The sequence below is a fragment of the Streptomyces sp. NPDC058231 genome (genome assembly GCF_042882275.1).
Taxonomy (GTDB): Bacteria; Actinomycetota; Actinomycetes; order Streptomycetales; family Streptomycetaceae; genus Streptomyces.
Genome location: NZ_JBHVWN010000061.1, coordinates 1 through 16415 on the forward strand (window position 1 = coordinate 1; position 16415 = coordinate 16415).

A 16415-nucleotide genomic window follows, 5' to 3' on the forward strand; every position below is an offset into this window, starting at 1 on the left:
GAGCAGGGCAGCATGATCCGCCGCTACATCATCTGGCGAAACCGCCACGCCGACGACCGGCACCTACGCGCCGTCGTCGACAGGGCAAACGTTGCCTGATGCGGCACTAGCGTCGTGCTGTCCGAGGGCGAGACCATTACCCAGCTTGCTGCATGGCTCGGCCACAGCGATCCGGCGTTCACGCTGCGGACCTACGTGCACTTCATGGCGAAGTCGGGTAACAGGGGTAGGGCGGCGCTCGGAAGGTTCCTGACGGGAGCGTGAGCGCAGCAGGCGAGGTAGGTGAGGCCACTGAGATCCTCGACTTCGAATAGATCTCCCCAGATTCTCCCAGGCGCCCACGATCATGAAGATGGCGGCTGCAAGCGGATCACTTGCAGCCGCCATCCCGTGAATGCCGAAGACTGTCTCTGCGCAGCTCAGGGCAGGGACACGGTCGGCCGCGGCGCCGTCGCCATCCCGTTGCCGATGAAGAAACTCGGGTGCGGTGGCTGGTTGTAAGCAGTGTTCTGCCAGGCCAGGGCCGTGCGGTAGGTGGTGTCCTGGAGCAGCGTGGTGATCTTCGTGCCGGTCTCGTACGGGGTGGAGTAGATACGCAAAGCCTTGTTGTCGGTGGTCGGCCAGACCACTTCCTCGCGCCAGTCGCCGAGGATGTCGCCGGACAGCGAAGGGGTCGCCTTGGTGCCGTTGTTGGAGTGCACCGAGGCGCCGGTGAGCTGGCGGGTGTCGGCAGAGGTGCCGTACTTGTCGATATGGGTCCCGTCGAGGAGTTCACGGGTGGTGTCCCCGTCCCACCAGGCAAGGAAGTTGGTGCTGGAGGGCTTGCGGTCGGCGACCACGGTGCCCTTCGGGCTGCGGATTCCGTCCGCGGCCGAGGACCAGGACTCGGCGCCCGCGCTGCCGGACCAGATGTCGTCGGAAACCCCCCGCCCGTCGTCGCCGTCGGCCGGGGTGGACCAGAGGATCTGGCCGGTCCTCGCGTCCGCCATCCATGACGACGGCTTCGAGCCGTCCTCGTCGACCTTGAACTCCTCCAGGCCCGAGCGGGAGGGGTCCAGATCACCGACGTGCATCGCGTCGCCGTGGCCGTTCTTCGTGGTCCACAGCGCGTTCCCGTTGTCGTCGACGGCCATGGAGCCGTACACGATCTCGTCCTTGCCGTCACCGTCGACGTCGGCGACCGACAACTGGTGGTTGCCCTGTCCGTCGTACCCCTTGCCGGAGTTCGTGGAGCTGTCGGTGTCGAAGGTCCAGCGCCGGGTGAAGGCGCCGCCCCGCCAGTCCCAGGCGGCGATGACGGTACGGGTGTAGTAACCGCGCGCCATGATCAGCGAAGGTCTGGCGCCGTCCAGATACGCCGTTCCTGCGAGGAAGCGGTCGACGCGGTTGCCGTACGAGTCGCCCCACGAGGACACGGTGCCGCGGGCCGGGACGTAGTCGACGGTTCCCATGGCCGCGCCGGTCGCGCCGTTGAACATGGTCAGATACTCGGGCCCGGACAGCACGTAACCGGAGGAGTTGCGGTAGTCGGCCGACGAGCTGCCGATCACCTTGCCGGTTCCGTCGGTGGTGCCGTCGGCGGTCTTCACGGCCACCTCGGCCCGGCCGTCGCCGTCGTAGTCGTACACCTGGAACTGGGTGTAGTGCGCGCCCGAGCGGATGTTGCGGCCGAGGTCGACCCGCCACAGCCGGGTGCCGTCGAGCCTGATCCCGTCGATGATCGTGTCGCCGGTGTAACCGGACTGCGAGTTGTCCTTGGCGTCGGTGGGCTGCCACTTCAGCACGAAGTCGAGGGCGCCGTCCCCGTCGAGGTCGCCGACGGAGGCGTCGTTGGCCTCGTAGGTGTAGGCGACGCCATCGGGGGTGGTACCGCCCGGGGGCGGGCTGAGAGGCACGTCCTTGTACCCGGCACGGAACTGGATCGCGTGCACCGAGTCGCTCTGCTCCACGCCGTCGACGACGGCGCGAACCGTGTAGTCGGCGGAGTCCGGCGCCCCGGTGTGGAAGTAGTTGGTCGAACCGGTGACCGGCGACGCGTTGACCTTCGTTCCGGCCCGGTAGACGTTGAACGCCACGTTGTCGGGGTCGTCGGCGAGCCAGCGCCAGCTGATGAGATTGCCGGTGCTCGTGTGCACGCTGACGACGCCGCGGTCGAGCTGCTCGGCCTGCCGGGCCGTCGCAGCCTGCGAGGTCTGGCCCACGGCGACCAGTCCGGTGACGGCGAGTACGCCGGCCGACAGCGCGGTGACGAGGGTGTGCAGCCGTCCGGCACGGCGTCTGCGTAAGGGTCGGCGATGCGGGTGAGTCATGGGTACGCACCTTCGGGACGGGGGCGGGTGTCATCACGTCAGTCACCGCCGGAAGCCGAAAGGTTGCCGCCCCGCCGGGAGCCGCCGGAGCAGAGGCGTGGGCTCCGGCACCCGGTTCACTCGTCCGGCGCCTCTCGGTGGCAGCGCGAGCGGCGAACGCCGAGGCTTGAACACGCACCTGCCGGTCGCGGAGGCAGGCAGAGCCGGAAGCCGGATGGGGGTGGACCCGTGTCGGACGCAGGCGCACCGGTCCCCTCCTGGACGGCGACGGACGGTGTGGGGGCGGCGCTCCTCGACAGACTGTTCTCGCAGTCCGTGGTGGGCCTGCACGTCCTCGATCCGGAACTGCGGGTGGTGCGGGTCAGCGATCCGACGGATGCCGCCTTCGGCGAGCACCTGCTCGGACGTCACATCACCGAGGCGTATCACCTCGCAAGGCCGGACGAGGTGCGCGATCTGCTGCAGAAGGTGCTCGACACGGGGGTGCCCCTGCGCGACCGGCTGATCCGAGGCGCTCTCAAGGACGTGCCCGGACCGAACCGCGTCTTCAGGGTTTCCGTCTACCGGCTGGAGGGCCAGGGTCGGACACTCGGTCTGCTGTCCGCGGTCGTCGATGTCACCGAGCGCGAGAAGGCACGCTCCCGGGCGGCGTGCCTGGCCGAGGTGCGCAAGGGAGTGGGCCGGTTCCTCGACGTGGCTAGCACCTGCGAAGAGCTCGTCGAAGCGCTCGTGCCGCGTTTCGCCGACTTCGTCGCGGTCGAAGTGGTGGACGACGTGCTGCGCGGAGCGGATCCTCCGGTCGGCCCGTTGGGGCCCGATGTCCCGCTGCGGCGGGCCGCCCAGCGCGGTCTCGACGGCACCAGCAACCAGGACGACCTCGGTGACACCCGGCGGCTGCCCGCCCGTACGCCGTTCGCGCTGGCGGTGTCGGATCTGCGTCCGCGTCGGGTCGCACTCCACGCGGGGACCGAGTGGCTGGGCGCGGACCCCGAGAGTGCTCGGCTGGTCCGGTCCTCCGGGGCCCATTCGCTGATCGTGGTCCCGCTGAAGCTGCGCGGTGCCGTCATCGGCCTGATCAGCCTGTACCGCAAGGGGGAGTCGGAACCGTACGACGTGGACGATGTCACTCTGGCGCTGACCGCGGCCGCGCATGTCGCGCTGAGCATCGACAACGCGCGCCGGTTCGAACGCGACCATGTCATCGCGTCGACGGTGCAGCGCCGGCTGCTTCCCCAGAGCGAGGGTGCCAGGGTCGCCCTCGACACCGCGCATCTCCTGCTTCCCGGGCGCAACAGCGGCTGCTGGTTCGACACGATCAGTCTGTCCGGGGCCCGTACCGCGCTGGTGGTCGGCAATGTCGCGGGGCACGGTCTGCAGACTGCCATCGCCATGGGGCAGTTGCGGACCGTCATCCACGCGCTGGCCGGTCTCGATCTGGAGCCCGACGAGGTGCTGGCCCGGCTGAACGACACGGCGGACCGGCTGGCCGTCGAGCGGGCCGCGCTCCCGCCGGGCGACGCCCTGCACCGCGAGTCACTGACGGCGACCTGCATGTACGCGATCTACGACCCGTTCTCGCGGAGCTGCACCATCGCACTGGCGGGGCACCCCGAGCCGATCGTCATCGCGCCCGACGGCAGCACGCCGCCCTTCGAGGCACCCGAGGGACCCGCCCTCTTCTCCACCGACAGTTCCCCGTTCGCGACCGCCACCCTCGAACTCGAGGAGGGCAGCATCCTCGCGTTCGGCACCAGCGCTCTGCTGCCCGACGCGGAGACCACCGCTCGGGTACGGGACGCGCTGGCCCACCCCGAGCGCACCCTGCAGGAGCTGTGCGACGGCGTCGTCTACAGCCTGCCCGCCGACAGCCATCCGGACGGCGCCGCTCTCCTCCTCGCCCGTACCGGAACCATCCCGGCGGAACGAGTGGCGACGTGGGAACTGGCCCACGACCGGACGACGCCCGCCGTCGCCCGGACGCTCGTACGCGACCGGCTCGACGGTTGGGAGCTCGACGAGGAGACGGTCCAGGCGACCGAACTGATCGTGAGCGAGCTGGTCACCAATGCGGTCCGCTACGGCACCCCGCCGCTGCATCTGCGGCTCATCCTGGACCGTTCGCTGACCTGCGAGGTCCACGACAGCAGTCCGGTGGCACCGCACCTCCGCCATGCCCGGACCGTCGACGAAGGCGGTCGCGGGCTGTTCATCGTCTCCCAGCTCGCCACCGTCTGGGGCACCCGGTACGGCCGGGGGGGCAAGGCGCTGTGGACGGAGCAGGAGGTTCCCGGGCGCGCATGACGCGGCGAACCGCCTCCGCTCGCCCGGATCCGCGTGGGGACGGAGCATAAGGGCATGGGCAGGCAGACGTCCCACGGGGAATCGCAGGTGGCCCGCGCGGTGCCGCACCCGCTGCGCACCGTGGCCTTCGTCGTCGCCGCCCTGTGCACCCTGGTGATGGCCCTGACCGCGACGGCGCGCAGCACCGTGCTGTCCCCGTCGTTCTACCAGTCGGTCCTGGACGGCCAGCGGGCCTACGACCGGCTGTACGACCAGGTGCTGGTCGATCCGGAGGCCTCGGGTCTCACTCGCGACCTCCTGGCGCGGCTGCCGGTCCCGGAGGCGGTGGTGACGTCCAACATCAAGGTCGTGCTGCCGCCTGCCACCGTGCGGGAGTTCACCCACCAGCAGATCGGCGGTGTGACCGGATATCTCCGCGGCGACCGGAACACTCTGCAGCTGACGGCCGACCTGACGCCGGTCGTGAACAACCTGGGCGATCTCACGCAGCTGTACTTCGGCGACCTGGTCGCCTCGGTGCAGAACCGGCCGGAGCCGGACTTCGCCGCGTTCTCGGCCGATCTGAACGCGGCGCTCGGACAGCTCGTCGCGGGGCGGGTGCCACGTGGTCTGCCGTCCCTGCCGCTCTCCACCGAACAGGCCGCCCGGGCCACGGAGGGGCTGCTCGGCGCCGTCCCCGCGGACCGCCGGGCGGCCCTTCGCCCCGAAGTATCGGTCGCGCTGGCCGAGGGGGATGTGGCCACCGCGCTCGCCGCCGTGGCACCGGCGGCGGTCTCGGACCGGACCCGTGCCGCGGCGGCCGGCCTGCGCACCGCGGTCGACGGCGGCCGATGGGACATCACCCAGACGCTCGCCGCCTCCGGTAACGAACTGGACGCAGTCCACCGCGCGCGCATCTACACCCGTCTCGGGCTGCCCCTCGTCGAGGCCATCGCCACCGTGCTGGGCATCGCCGCGCTCGCCGTCCTCTGGTTCGCCGGACCTGCGGGTTCCGCCCGCCGGCTGACGGCACTGGGCGGGGCACTCGCCTCGGGCGCGGTCCTCACCGCGTTGACGGTACTGATCGCCCGGTCGGTCACCGGCGGACGGGTGGTCACACCGCCCGGCTCCTGGCCGCCGAGTCTGATCCGGTTGGTCGACGACCTGCAGCACGCCGCGTTCGACCGGATCGCTGTCACCGCGCTGACCACAGCCGCCGTTCCGCTGGCGATCGGCGCGCTCCTGATGTGCGCGGGCCGGGTGCTCCGGCTCCGCCCGCGTGCCGCGTACACGCTCCGCCGTGTCCGGGCGGTGGCGGCCGGAGCGAGCTGCGCCGCGCTGGCCGGTGTCCTGCTGGTGCCGTTGGGCGTCAATCCGCCGGCCCCACGCATCTGCGAGGGCAGCCCGCACCTGTGCGACCGCGGGTACGACGAGGTCGCCTACCTGACCTCGCACAACGCCATGTCGACCACCGCCGACCGGTTCATCGGTCCGCTTCAGGATCCGGACATCACCGGTCAGCTCAACGACGGTGTGCGGGCCATGCAGCTCGACACGTACTACTGGGAGACGTCGGGGCAGATCGCCCAGCGGCTGAACTCCCCCGACTTCTCCCCGGAACAGCGCAGGCTCATCGCTGCGGCGGTCGACCGCGTCAACCCTCCGCGCGAAGGTCTGTGGCTCTGTCATGCCGTCTGCCGGGCCGGCGCGATCGAGCTGGTACCCGCACTGAAGTCGATCGGCACCTGGATGCGCGCCCATCCGACGGAGGTGCTCACCCTGATCGTCCAGGACGCCATCACGGGCGAGGACACCGAGCGGGCGTTCCGTGAGGCCGGGCTGACCGATCTCGTCCTCACGCCGGACGCCGACCCGGCGAAGCCGTGGCCGACGCTGGGGGCGATGATCGACAGCGGCCGCCGGCTGGTGGTCCTCGCGGAGGAGGCCGACGGGCCGGCGCCGTGGTACCGGAATTTCTACCGGTACGGGATGGAGACGCCGTTCTCCTTCCGGAGCCCCGAGCAGATGAGCTGTGTCCCTCACCGCGGCGGCACCGGCAAGCGGCTCTTCCTCCTCAACCATTTCATCACCGTGGCGGGCGGCAGCCGGCTCGATGCGGGCAAGGTCAACGCCCGGGCCTGGGTGCTGGACCGGGCCCGCCGCTGCGAACGGCAGCGGGGCGGCCCGGTGAACTTCGTCGCCGTGGACTACACGACGATCGGTGACGCCCGGGGAGCGGTCGACACGCTCAACACGGAACGCGTCGCGCACCGGTCCGCCGGCTCCTGACCCGGCGCCCACCGTACGGAGCCCCTGGTCGGTGGTCACGGTCCTCGTGGCCGGGGCCGGCAGCGGCCCGACACGGCGGCGCACCGCGGCCCGGTGGGCCGCGGTGCGCCGCGATCGGAGGAATCGAGGGCCGCTCCCCTCTCAGGGAGCGGACATCAGCGGGTCAGTGGCGACCGCCGTGACCGCGGTCGTCGTGGCCGCGACCGTTGTGGCCGTCGTTGTGGCCGTGCTCGTCGTGGCCGCGGCCGTGACCGCGGTCGTCGTTGTTCCTGCCGTGGCCGCGGTCGTCGTGACCCCGACCGTTGTGGTCGCGGCCGTTGTGGTCGCGGCCGTCACGGCCGTCGTGACGGCGGCCGTCGTGGTCACGGCCGTTGCCCCAGTCGTCGTAGTCACGGCCCCAGGACTTCGAGTCGACCCGGTAACCGCGCTGGTCACGCAGGGTCGCCGTGTCGCTGTTGTCCCAGACGTAGCGACGGAGGTCCTGGTAGACGTCACGGCTGGTGTCGCGGCCGATTCCCGTGTGGACCCGCACCGAGGAGCGGCCGGCCAGGCTCAGGTTGAACCGGTAGGTGCGGCGGCTCTCGTCGCTGAGGGTCCAGCCACGGAGGTTCACCGTGTGACGGCTGGTGTTGCTGACGGTGACCCATTCGTCGTTGAGGCTGCGGTTCGAGCCCGTGTCGCGACCGGGGCTGTCGTACTGGATCGCGCCCAGCACGACGGCCGAGTACTGAGCCGGCCGGACGTGGCTGTCGGCGGCGGCCGGGAGAGCGGCGGCAGCTACCAGGGCGCCGGCGGTGAGAACGGTAGCGGTGAGCCGCCGTGCGGAATGGGACATGAAAACCCCTCAGGTGCAGGCCCGGACCGTCGGTCCGAGCGTTGTTCGGTCCCGGCGTGATGCCGAGAACGCACACTTTGGCCCGGTAGCCCGACTAACGAAAGACGCCCCGATACGTGTTACGAAATACAGACATTTCCGTCACACGCGCCTGTAATCCTCACGCACCGGATCGCTCGGGCACCTGTCAATCCCTGTCCGCTGCATCCACCCGTGCGTGAGCGGTTGACGGAGGTCAACACGCCGCAGCACCCCTTGACCCACACCCGCACGGGCCGAGCCGGAGTCGTTCGGATTTTTGTAACAGCAGCCGCCCATACGTCCCTAAACATCCGTTCCATTACCCGATGGAACGAGAAAGCACGTTCTAGCCTGGTAGAGCCTGTTCGGCTGAGTCACCGCATGCGGACACGCGGCGGCAGTCAGGGGCACGACCTGGATACGCCGGAAACCCGCAACAGGAGGGCCTTGGAGGCCTTCGCGGCCCGCGTCCCACCCGTTCGGCTCGACGCGGTGGGCGGCGACGCCGCACGACAGGGCGCGACGCGGGTGCCCCGACCGTTCGGAGGGACAGCAGCTCACTGCTGCGAGGCGGCGGACGCGCCCGTGCCGGCGCGGAGCCCCACAGCCCTACCAGGGAAGAGGTCCATCGGCGGCGAAGTAGCCGCCGGTCGGACCGTCCGGGCCCACCTGTGCCATGCGGACGATGATCTCGGCACCTTCCTCGACAGTCCGGACGCCGGTGTTCCCGTTGAGGTCCGTCCACCCTGATGCTGGATTGCGACGTGCTCACCGTGGCAGGCAGCGACCTGCGGATCATGATCTACACGACCGAGCCCGGGACCCCGGACGCCGAGCGCCTCGCACTGCTCACCGTGCCGGGCACCCAGTCGCTCGTCGGATGGGCACCGGCTGTCCGGCATGGGATGCGCGCGCGTCCGGCGCCCGCGCCGTGCCTCCGCCGGCCGGACATACCGCGGGAGCCGCGTGCGGCGCCGCCGAACCCTCGGCACCGGAGGCGTTCAACTACAGCCGGAGCCATAGAGGTTGGCGGTAATCAGCCATCGGCGCCGCTGAACGCGCACCCGCCCGCGCCCGCTCTCACCAACTCATTGACCGTCAGTTCCAGTTGACGTACCGTCACCGTTGTTCGCGTACAAGAACTTGGTTCAGCATGCGGAACTTCGTTTCGCGACTGAGGAAATGCCTTTACCACCGCACAGACCACCTCACGGGTGCCTGCGGAGGACGCCGCAGGCGGTGAAAGGAATACCGAGTGCGCACAGAGAATCAGCATGCCAGACGGAGAGGCGGCCGGGCAGCCGCCTCGTTCATCGCGGTCGTCTCACTGATCGCCGCAGCCCTCACCGCGCTGTTCGCCACCGGCTCGGCCACGGCCGCCCCGGCAGCAGGCTCGTACAGCCTGTCGAACGTCGGCAGCGGACTGTGTCTGGAGGTTCCCGGCTCGGGAACCTCCGTCGGGGTCCAGCTCTCCCAGAACACCTGCACCGGCGCCGCCAACCAGACGTGGCGTCTCACCGCTTCCGGAAGCGGCTACACCCTGACCGCCTCGCACAGCGGCAAGTGCGCCGGGGTGCGTGACGCCTCGACCAGCGCGGGCAAGGCGGTGGAACAGCAGACCTGCGGCGGCGCCGCCCAGGTGTGGACGCTCACCCCGGTCAGCGGAAGCATCTACCAGGTCGTCAACAGCAACGGTGGCAAGTGCCTGAACACGAAGGACAGTTCGACCGCCGCAGGCGCGCTGGTCCAGCAGAACTCCTGCGACTCGGTGACCAGCAAGCGCTGGACCTTCACCGCGTCGGGATCGGTCCCCACCGATCCCCCGACCACTCCCCCGACGACTCCGCCCACCACACCACCCGGGTCGCGGCCCGCATGGCCCTCCGCCAACGGCAGCCAGGCCGTGACGGCGACCATCACGGTGTCCGGAAGCTACGACGGCGGCCTCAAGCGCTTCTACGGCAGCGGCGACCTGGGCAGTGACGGCCAGGACGAGGACCAGCCGGCCCTCTTCGAGCTGGCCGACGGCGCCACACTGCAGAACGTCATCCTGGGGTCCCCCGCCGCCGACGGCGTCCACTGCCTGGGCGCCTGCACGCTCAAGAACGTGTGGTGGGAGGACGTGGGTGAGGACGCCGCGACCTTCCTCGGCAGCTCCTCGTCGCTGGTCCGTACGGTCGACGGCGGCGGCGCGAGGCTCGCGGACGACAAGGTGTTCCAGCACAACGGCGCCGGCACCCTGATCATCAAGAATTTCCAGGTCGAGGACTTCGGCAAGCTGTACCGCTCGTGCGGCAACTGCTCCACGATGTACGGCCGGCACGTCCAGTTGCAGAACATCTGGGTCACCTCGCCGGGCGACACCATCGTGGGCATCAACACCAACTACGGTGACACGGCCCAGTTCTCGGGCATCACGATCTACGACGACGCCGACGCCGATATCGACATCTGCACCAAGTACAAGGGTGTGACGAGCGGCGAACCCTCAAAGATCGGCACCGGAGCGGACGGCACGAACTGCCTCTACTCCGCCTCGGACATCACCTACGTCGACTGACCGTCGGTCGCGGATGTCACACAGGGCGCCCACCCCGTCGGACGAGCCCCGGGGGGGGTGGGCGCCCTGTGCCGTCGGCACCGTGGGCCTGGGGACAGCTGCCCGGCCGGTTCTGCCGCCGCTGCTGCACCTGCGGTCAGCGGTACGCCGTCGGCAGATACGTCCTGGCTCGGACACCGGCCGCAAGGTAACCGCCGTGTGGCGTACCCGCGGTGGCCCGGCCAGCCGGCAGAAACTGTCCGGCCCGGTCAGCCGTACATCGCCACGCGGTAAAAGACCGCAAGCGCGTCGTCGATGGGATGAGGCTGCGGCCTGCCCGAGGAGTCGAGCCTGTTCCACCTCTGCAGGTTCACCGCCACGGCCATCTGCCGCTCGCCGTCGGCACGGGTCATGGCCAGCGCTCCAGCGCCCCAGACCGTGCCGCCGTGGCCCCAGAAGGCGCCCCGGCCGGGAGCCTCCATCGGGTGCAGGCCGAGGCCGTAGTCGATCGTCCTGCCCTCTTGGGAGACGACCGGGACGGTGTGTTGCATCTGCGCCAGCGACGACGGGCCGACGATCTCGCCGGCCAGCAGCATGCCGAAGAAGCGGTTGAGGTCCGAGACGGTCGATATCAGCGAGGCCGCCGGCCCCACCCATGACATGTCGTAGACGCTGTAGTCGCACGGCGGGTCGATCATGCCGAACCACGCCTCGTAGATCTGCGAGTGCGGCCCGTCGACGTACGGTCCGGCGGGGAGTTCGGTGTCCCGGAGCCCGGCGCGCTCGATGACGTTCCGGGTGATGTACCGCTCGGCCGTAGTGCCCGTCACCTGTTCCAGGAGTTCGCCGAGGAGCAGGTAATTGGTGTTGGAGTACACCCCCGGAGTGCCACCTGGGGCGCCGACGGCAGGTGCGGTGACCCCCATCTCGATCAGCTCGGTGGGGTGAAACCGCCTGAGCCGGTTGTCGTCCAGGCTCTGGGGCCCGGTGTCCGCGAGGGCGGGAAACGCCCTGAGGGAAGGGTAGGCGTACGGGAGGTACTCGGCGATACCGCTGGTGTGGTTGATCAGCATACGGACCGTGATCGAGTCTCCGCGTTCTCCGGGAACCAGCCTCGGCAGGTACCGGCCGATCGGCGTGTCGAGACCGATTCGACCGCTCTCGACCTGCTGCAGAACCGCGGCAGCGGTGAAGGTCTTGGTGACGCTGCCGACGCGGTGCCGCATGTCGGCGGTGACGGGGCGACCGGTGGCGACATCGGCGACCCCGGCGGCGCCGCGCCAGACCTGGTCACCGTCACGCACCTCGGCGATCAGGCCCGGCATCCCGGCGCGGTGGACGTTCTCCAGGGCGGCGTTCAGCTCCGCGGGATCCAGTGGGTTCCTCACAGCATGCGTCCTTTCGTATTCCCCGGGTTGCACTCCACGTCGGTCGCCGACCCGGGTCACAGGGCAGGGGCAGCACGCCGACCCGCCTCCTGCCGGCTCCTCGGCGCGCTCATGCCCTCATTATGCACGCGGTGCGTGCAACGCCAAGTGCATAAGTTAGGCTGAGAACCGGCGAGAGGAGTCAGATGGCAGGCCGAAGGCGCTGGTCGACCGAGGAGATCCTGGATGCGGCGGCGGAGTTGCTGCGCACGAGCGACGCCGAGTCGTTCAGCGTGCGCAAGCTTGCCGCGGCCCTCGGGACCGATTCCTCCAGCCTTTACCGGCATTTCCGCAGCAAGACGGAACTGCTACGGGCGCTCGCCGACCGGATCCTCGCGGCCGCCATGGACGGCTACCGCCCCGAGGGTGACTGGAAGCAGCGCATCACCGCCGTGGCGCTGCGCGTGAGAGCGGCCTTCGGTCAACAGCCCCAGGTCGCCGCGGTCTGGGGGCGCTACGCGTCCAGCGGCACCGGTTCCCGGCTGATCATGGAAGAGGTGCTGCAGGCCCTGCGGGCCTCGGGGCTGCCCGACGAGGAGATCCCGGCGCGCTACCACCGGATCGCGGTCCTCCTCGCCGCGCTGATCGCCTCCGAGGCCGGGGTCAGCACCATCACCCCCAAGGAACACGAACAGGGCATGGAGCTGTTCCGCGTCGCGGTACTGGGCGCCGACCCCGAACGCTTCCCCGCCCTGGCCCACTTCGCCCGTGACGTCCGTCCCCTCGGGGCGGACCGCCGCGCCGCATTCGAAGAGATCCTCGCCGCCCAACTCGCCCAGATCGAGGCCGCGATCCGCCCGAGCTAGGGCCTTTCGTCTGGATCAGGCTGGATCAGGGAGCGGGGTCTGGTGCCGTGCATCGCAAGGCGGAGGAGGGGGAGTCATGGCGGAGCCCTGACGACCGACGACAACGCGGCGAGGTGCGGTGCCGGACCCCGCGAGCCCAGCATGATCCAAACGAAAGGCCCTAGCCGACCGGCTCACCGGACTCGGGCCGCGGCCGGTGAATCATCCCGGCGGTGTCCGTCAGAGGGATGCCGGTGCCGCCCCAGCGCAGCGCGACGATCTCCGCGGCAATCGAGACGGCCACCTCCTCCGGGGTACGGGCACCGAGGTCGAGGCCGATGGGCGAGCGCAGTCTCCCGAGCTCCGTCTCGTCGAGTCCGTTCTCCCGCAACCGCGCCAGGCGGTCCTCATGGGTGCGGCGGCTGCCCATCACCCCGATGTAGGCGGCCGGGGCGCGCAGCGCCACCTCCAGCAGCGGGACGTCGAACTTCGGATCGTGGGTGAGCACACACATCACGGTGCGTTCGTCGGTTTCCGTGCCGCTCAGGTACCGGTGCGGCCAGTCGACGACCACCTCCGCCCCGGCCGGGAAGCGGCGGGGGTCGGCGAAGACCGGACGCGCGTCGCAGACGGTGACCCGGTAGCCGAGGAAGGCGCCGATCCGGGCCACGGCGGCGGCGAAGTCGATCGCACCGAAGACCAGCATGCGCGGCGGAGGCGCGAACGACTGCAGGAAGACGGCCACGTCGTCCTCACGCCGTTCGCCGCGCGGCCCGTAGTGCCGCAGACCCGTTGCTCCCCGGGCGAGTTCGCCCCGCGCGTCGGCGGTCACGGCCGCGTCGAGGCCGCTCGTGCCGAGGGAACCTGACACACCGTCCGGCCATACGGCGAGTGCGGCGCCGCGCGGGGCAGGGCCGTCGGTCACGGTGGCCACCACCACCGGCCGGTGCGCGGCGACCGACGCGGCGACCTCACCGAAGGCGGGGTCGGTCAGGGCCGAAACGGGCCGTACGAGCACCGTGATCTCGCCTCCGCAGGTGAGTCCGACGGCGAAGGCGTCCTCGTCGCTGTAGCCGAAGGTCCGCAGCTGCGCGCGGCCGCTCTCCACAACCTCCCCGGCCAGTTCGAAGACGGCTCCTTCGACGCAGCCTCCGGAGACGCTGCCCACGACTTCGTCGCCGGGGCCCACCGCCATCGACGCCCCGGGGCCGAGGGGCGCACTGCGGCTGACCGCGACGACGGTGGCGAGACCGAACGGCTCGCCGGAGGCGTACCAGCGGTGCAGCGCCGGAAGGATCTCACGCATGGCCCTCCGGTCCGCACACCCCGGTGCAGGCGGCGGTGGACGGGCCGGGCCTCACCATCGTGTCATCGGACGTTCCTCCAGGAGGCGGGACGGCCTCGGAAGCAAAGGCCCCTCGGATGCCGCTCGGGCCGGCTATCTCGAAACATCCGTCCAGGCGTACGGCTTGCCGAGCGGCCCCTTGGGCGCTCCGGCTCCCACCGCCTCCATCTCACGGTCCGCCTCTCTCATCAGCTGACCCGCGACGTCCTTCATCGCACGGCTCGCCGCGAGCTCGTCACCGATGGCGGGAATGTCGACGTCCGTCGGGTTGCAGCGGGCCACACCATGGCCGGTGAGCTTGTCGCTACCGGTGTCCAGCACCGCTTCCGCCCTGGTCGTCCCGCCGTCCTCGGACAGTTCGAGGTTGACCTTCCATTCCAGCGTCCGGTTCATCACACGCCTCCTCCCCCGCGTCCGGCCACCTCGAGCAGCCACGACACGGTTCTCTGCTCAGCATCTCTCCACCCGCGCCCGTTCGCGCGCCCCGGGCCCCGGCACGTCCCGCCGGCGGCGGCTCGCACTGCGGCGTCCTCGCCCTCCGCATAGGATGCAGAGGGCCACCGTGGAGCGGCCCGCAACGGATCCGTGCCACCCCCGCCGGGGTCTGCGTGCGGTTCGCCGACGAATGCACTGCGGAGCGGCCCATGACCAGGCGTCGTCCTCCCCGTTCAGCAAGTGCCGAAGAGCTTCTCACCACGTTGCAGCGGCTCACCGCCCGGGCACGCCAGGAGGTGCAGCTGCACCAGGCGCGTGTGGAGCTGGCCGAAGCGCTGCAACGCGAGATGCTTCCCGCCACGCTGCCCGCGCTCCCGGGCCTGCAGACCGCCGCTCGCTACCTTCCGGCCCGTAGCGGCCTGGACATCGGCGGTGACTGGTACGACGGCTTTCCGCTGCCGGACGGCACCCTCGCCTTCGCCATCGGGGACGTACAGGGCCATGACGTCGAGGCCACCGCGTTCATGGGGCAGATCAGGTTCGGAATGCGGGCAGTGGCCGCCACCACAGCGGATCCGGGCGAGATCATGGACCGGACCAACGACCTTCTGCTCTCGGTCGACTCGGCTCTCTTCGCGACCTGCACGTTCGTCCGTCTCGACCCGCGCTCCTGGGAACTCGACACCGCTCGCGCCGGACATGTGCCGGCCGTGTGGGCGACGGTCGACGGGCAGTCGGGCATCACCGATGACGTCGGCGGCCTGCCGCTGGGCATTCAGGGGGGCCGGACGTACCCGGTCACCCGGCGCCGGCTGACGACTCCGGGGGCGTTCGTGCTGCTCACCGACGGAGTGGTCGAAGGGCCGTCGTTCCCGATCGAGGAAGGACTGGACGCGGTGGAGAGGCTGGTTGCCTCACGCGCCTCGGCCGGAGCCGAGGAACTGGCCGACGCGGTGCTGCAGGCGGCGGAGCGCACCGGTCACGAGGACGATGCCGCCGTGCTCGTCCTGCGCCACGACGCCTCCCCATGCGGCACGTGACGGCCGGTGACGCCGGGCCCACGCCCTGAGCGGCCCCGGCCGAGCGTGTCACACAGTCCCCGGCCACGGGCCCCGGTGTCTGATGAGAGCTGTGATCCGCAGCGAGGGAACCCGACGTACGGCGGTTGCCGCCCTGACCATCCTCACCGTCGCCGCCGCGTATTACGGGGTGGCACAGATCGGTCTTCTCGTCCAGGTGCACATCCACGGCGCCCGGGTCACACCGCTCTGGCCGACTACGGGTGTCGCTCTCACCAGCCTCCTCTACCTCGGCCTGCGCGTCTGGCCGGGCATCGCCCTCGGTTCCCTGGCCGTGGTCGCCGTGAGTCGAGGCTCGATCGACCTCGCCACCCTGGCCCTCGTCGCCGGCAACACCGTCGCGCCGGTCTGCGCGTACCTCATGCTCCGCAGGGCAGAGTTCCGGCGGGAGATGGACCGGTTGCGAGACGGGGCGGCCCTGGTCTTCCTCGGCGCGATGGCCGCCATGCTGATCAGCGCATCCGTGCGTACAGCGGTGCAGGTCCTCACCGGCAGGGTCCCCACGGGGGATTTCTGGCCGGTCTGGGCAGCCTGGTGGGCAGGCGATGCCATGGGGGTGCTCATCATCACCCCCTTCCTGCTCGTCATGCGCAAGGCGCGGCTGCCCCGGAGGACCGACCGATGGGTGGAGGCGACCGCCCTGGCAGCCGCCTCCGTCGGGCTCGGCTTGGTGGCCACCAGGAGCTCCCTGTCGATGCTCTATGTGGTGTTCCCCCTGCTCATCTGGGCCGCATTGCGTTTCCAGCTGGCGGGAAGCGCACCGTGCGCCCTGCTGCTGTCCGTGCTGGCGATCGTCGCGGGGAGCCAGGGAGTGGGACCGTTCGCCGGGCACACCGTCCTGGATGTCATGCTCAATCTGGCGGTGCTCAACGGCTGCGTGGCACTGACCGCACTGCTGCTGGCAGCGATCGTCACCGAGGACAAGAACATCCGGCGCAGGATCGAACAGGCCTGCGACGAGCTGGCCGACGTGGTGGACCATCTGGCGCCGGGAAGATCGGCGACCGCGTGGCCGTCCCGGCACAAGGACGGACGCGACGGCCGCTGATCCGGATCACGCCGGCCGCAGCA

At 70.3% G+C, this 16415-nt stretch carries 11 protein-coding genes and 3 pseudogenes; 8 read left to right on the forward strand and 6 right to left on the reverse strand.

Annotated features, from left to right (window positions below):
* Positions 1–99: pseudogene (locus ACFVXE_RS29960) on the forward strand (transposase); the annotation flags it as partial.
* Between the two features lie 320 nt (positions 100–419).
* On the opposite strand, the gene ACFVXE_RS29965 reads toward ACFVXE_RS29960, so the two are convergent.
* Positions 420–2309: a rhamnogalacturonan lyase gene (locus tag ACFVXE_RS29965; protein ID WP_389675863.1), complete on the reverse strand. Its 1890-nt coding sequence runs from the start codon at positions 2307–2309 to the stop codon at positions 420–422.
* Between the two features lie 228 nt (positions 2310–2537).
* Here ACFVXE_RS29965 and ACFVXE_RS29970 point away from each other — a divergent pair, with 228 nt between their 5' ends.
* Both ACFVXE_RS29970 and ACFVXE_RS29975 read left to right on the forward strand, forming a co-directional pair.
* Positions 2538–4610 (forward strand): SpoIIE family protein phosphatase, encoded by a 2073-nt coding sequence (locus ACFVXE_RS29970; RefSeq protein ID WP_389675865.1) that lies wholly within the window; start codon positions 2538–2540, stop codon positions 4608–4610.
* Between the two features lie 54 nt (positions 4611–4664).
* Entirely contained in the window at positions 4665–6878 is a 2214-nt protein-coding gene (locus tag ACFVXE_RS29975) for a hypothetical protein (RefSeq protein ID WP_389675866.1), read from the forward strand.
* Positions 6879–7041: 163 nt separating this feature from the next.
* Here ACFVXE_RS29975 and ACFVXE_RS29980 read toward each other — a convergent pair whose 3' ends face one another.
* Together ACFVXE_RS29980 and ACFVXE_RS29985 are read right to left on the reverse strand one after the other, a co-directional pair.
* Entirely contained in the window at positions 7042–7713 is a 672-nt protein-coding gene (locus ACFVXE_RS29980; RefSeq protein WP_389675867.1) for a lamin tail domain-containing protein, read from the reverse strand.
* A gap of 630 nt (positions 7714–8343) precedes the next feature.
* Positions 8344–8475 (reverse strand): annotated as a pseudogene (locus tag ACFVXE_RS29985) (short-chain dehydrogenase); the annotation flags it as partial.
* Between the two features lie 2 nt (positions 8476–8477).
* Between ACFVXE_RS29985 and ACFVXE_RS29990 the strand changes: the two are divergent.
* Positions 8478–8612, forward strand: a pseudogene (locus ACFVXE_RS29990) (transcriptional regulator); the annotation flags it as partial.
* 377 nt (positions 8613–8989) lie between these two features.
* Positions 8990–10294 (forward strand): pectate lyase, encoded by a 1305-nt coding sequence (locus ACFVXE_RS29995; RefSeq protein WP_389675868.1) that lies wholly within the window; start codon positions 8990–8992, stop codon positions 10292–10294.
* Positions 10295–10542: 248 nt separating this feature from the next.
* Here the strand turns inward: ACFVXE_RS29995 and ACFVXE_RS30000 are convergent, their stop codons facing one another.
* The gene (locus ACFVXE_RS30000) at positions 10543–11661 is read right to left on the reverse strand and encodes a serine hydrolase domain-containing protein (protein WP_389675870.1); all 1119 of its coding nucleotides are present in this window, start codon (positions 11659–11661) and stop codon (positions 10543–10545) included.
* A 185-nt stretch (positions 11662–11846) separates the two neighbouring features.
* On the opposite strand from ACFVXE_RS30000, the gene ACFVXE_RS30005 reads away from it, so the two are divergent.
* The gene (locus ACFVXE_RS30005) at positions 11847–12506 is read left to right on the forward strand and encodes a TetR/AcrR family transcriptional regulator (protein WP_389675871.1); all 660 of its coding nucleotides are present in this window, start codon (positions 11847–11849) and stop codon (positions 12504–12506) included.
* A 160-nt stretch (positions 12507–12666) separates the two neighbouring features.
* Here the strand turns inward: ACFVXE_RS30005 and ACFVXE_RS30010 are convergent, their stop codons facing one another.
* Positions 12667–13791 carry an XdhC family protein gene (locus tag ACFVXE_RS30010; protein WP_389675873.1) on the reverse strand — a complete coding sequence of 375 codons (1125 nt, stop codon included), beginning with the start codon at positions 13789–13791 and terminating at the stop codon, positions 12667–12669.
* 132 nt (positions 13792–13923) lie between these two features.
* Complete coding sequence (locus ACFVXE_RS30015) at positions 13924–14223, reverse strand: DUF1876 domain-containing protein (protein ID WP_389675874.1); 300 nt, start codon at positions 14221–14223, stop codon at positions 13924–13926.
* Positions 14224–14474: 251 nt separating this feature from the next.
* Here ACFVXE_RS30015 and ACFVXE_RS30020 point away from each other — a divergent pair, with 251 nt between their 5' ends.
* Together ACFVXE_RS30020 and ACFVXE_RS30025 are read left to right on the forward strand one after the other, a co-directional pair.
* Positions 14475–15305 (forward strand): PP2C family protein-serine/threonine phosphatase, encoded by an 831-nt coding sequence (locus ACFVXE_RS30020; RefSeq protein ID WP_389675876.1) that lies wholly within the window; start codon positions 14475–14477, stop codon positions 15303–15305.
* Between the two features lie 91 nt (positions 15306–15396).
* Positions 15397–16392 (forward strand): MASE1 domain-containing protein, encoded by a 996-nt coding sequence (locus tag ACFVXE_RS30025; protein ID WP_389675912.1) that lies wholly within the window; start codon positions 15397–15399, stop codon positions 16390–16392.
* The last annotated feature ends 23 nt before the right edge of the window (positions 16393–16415 follow it).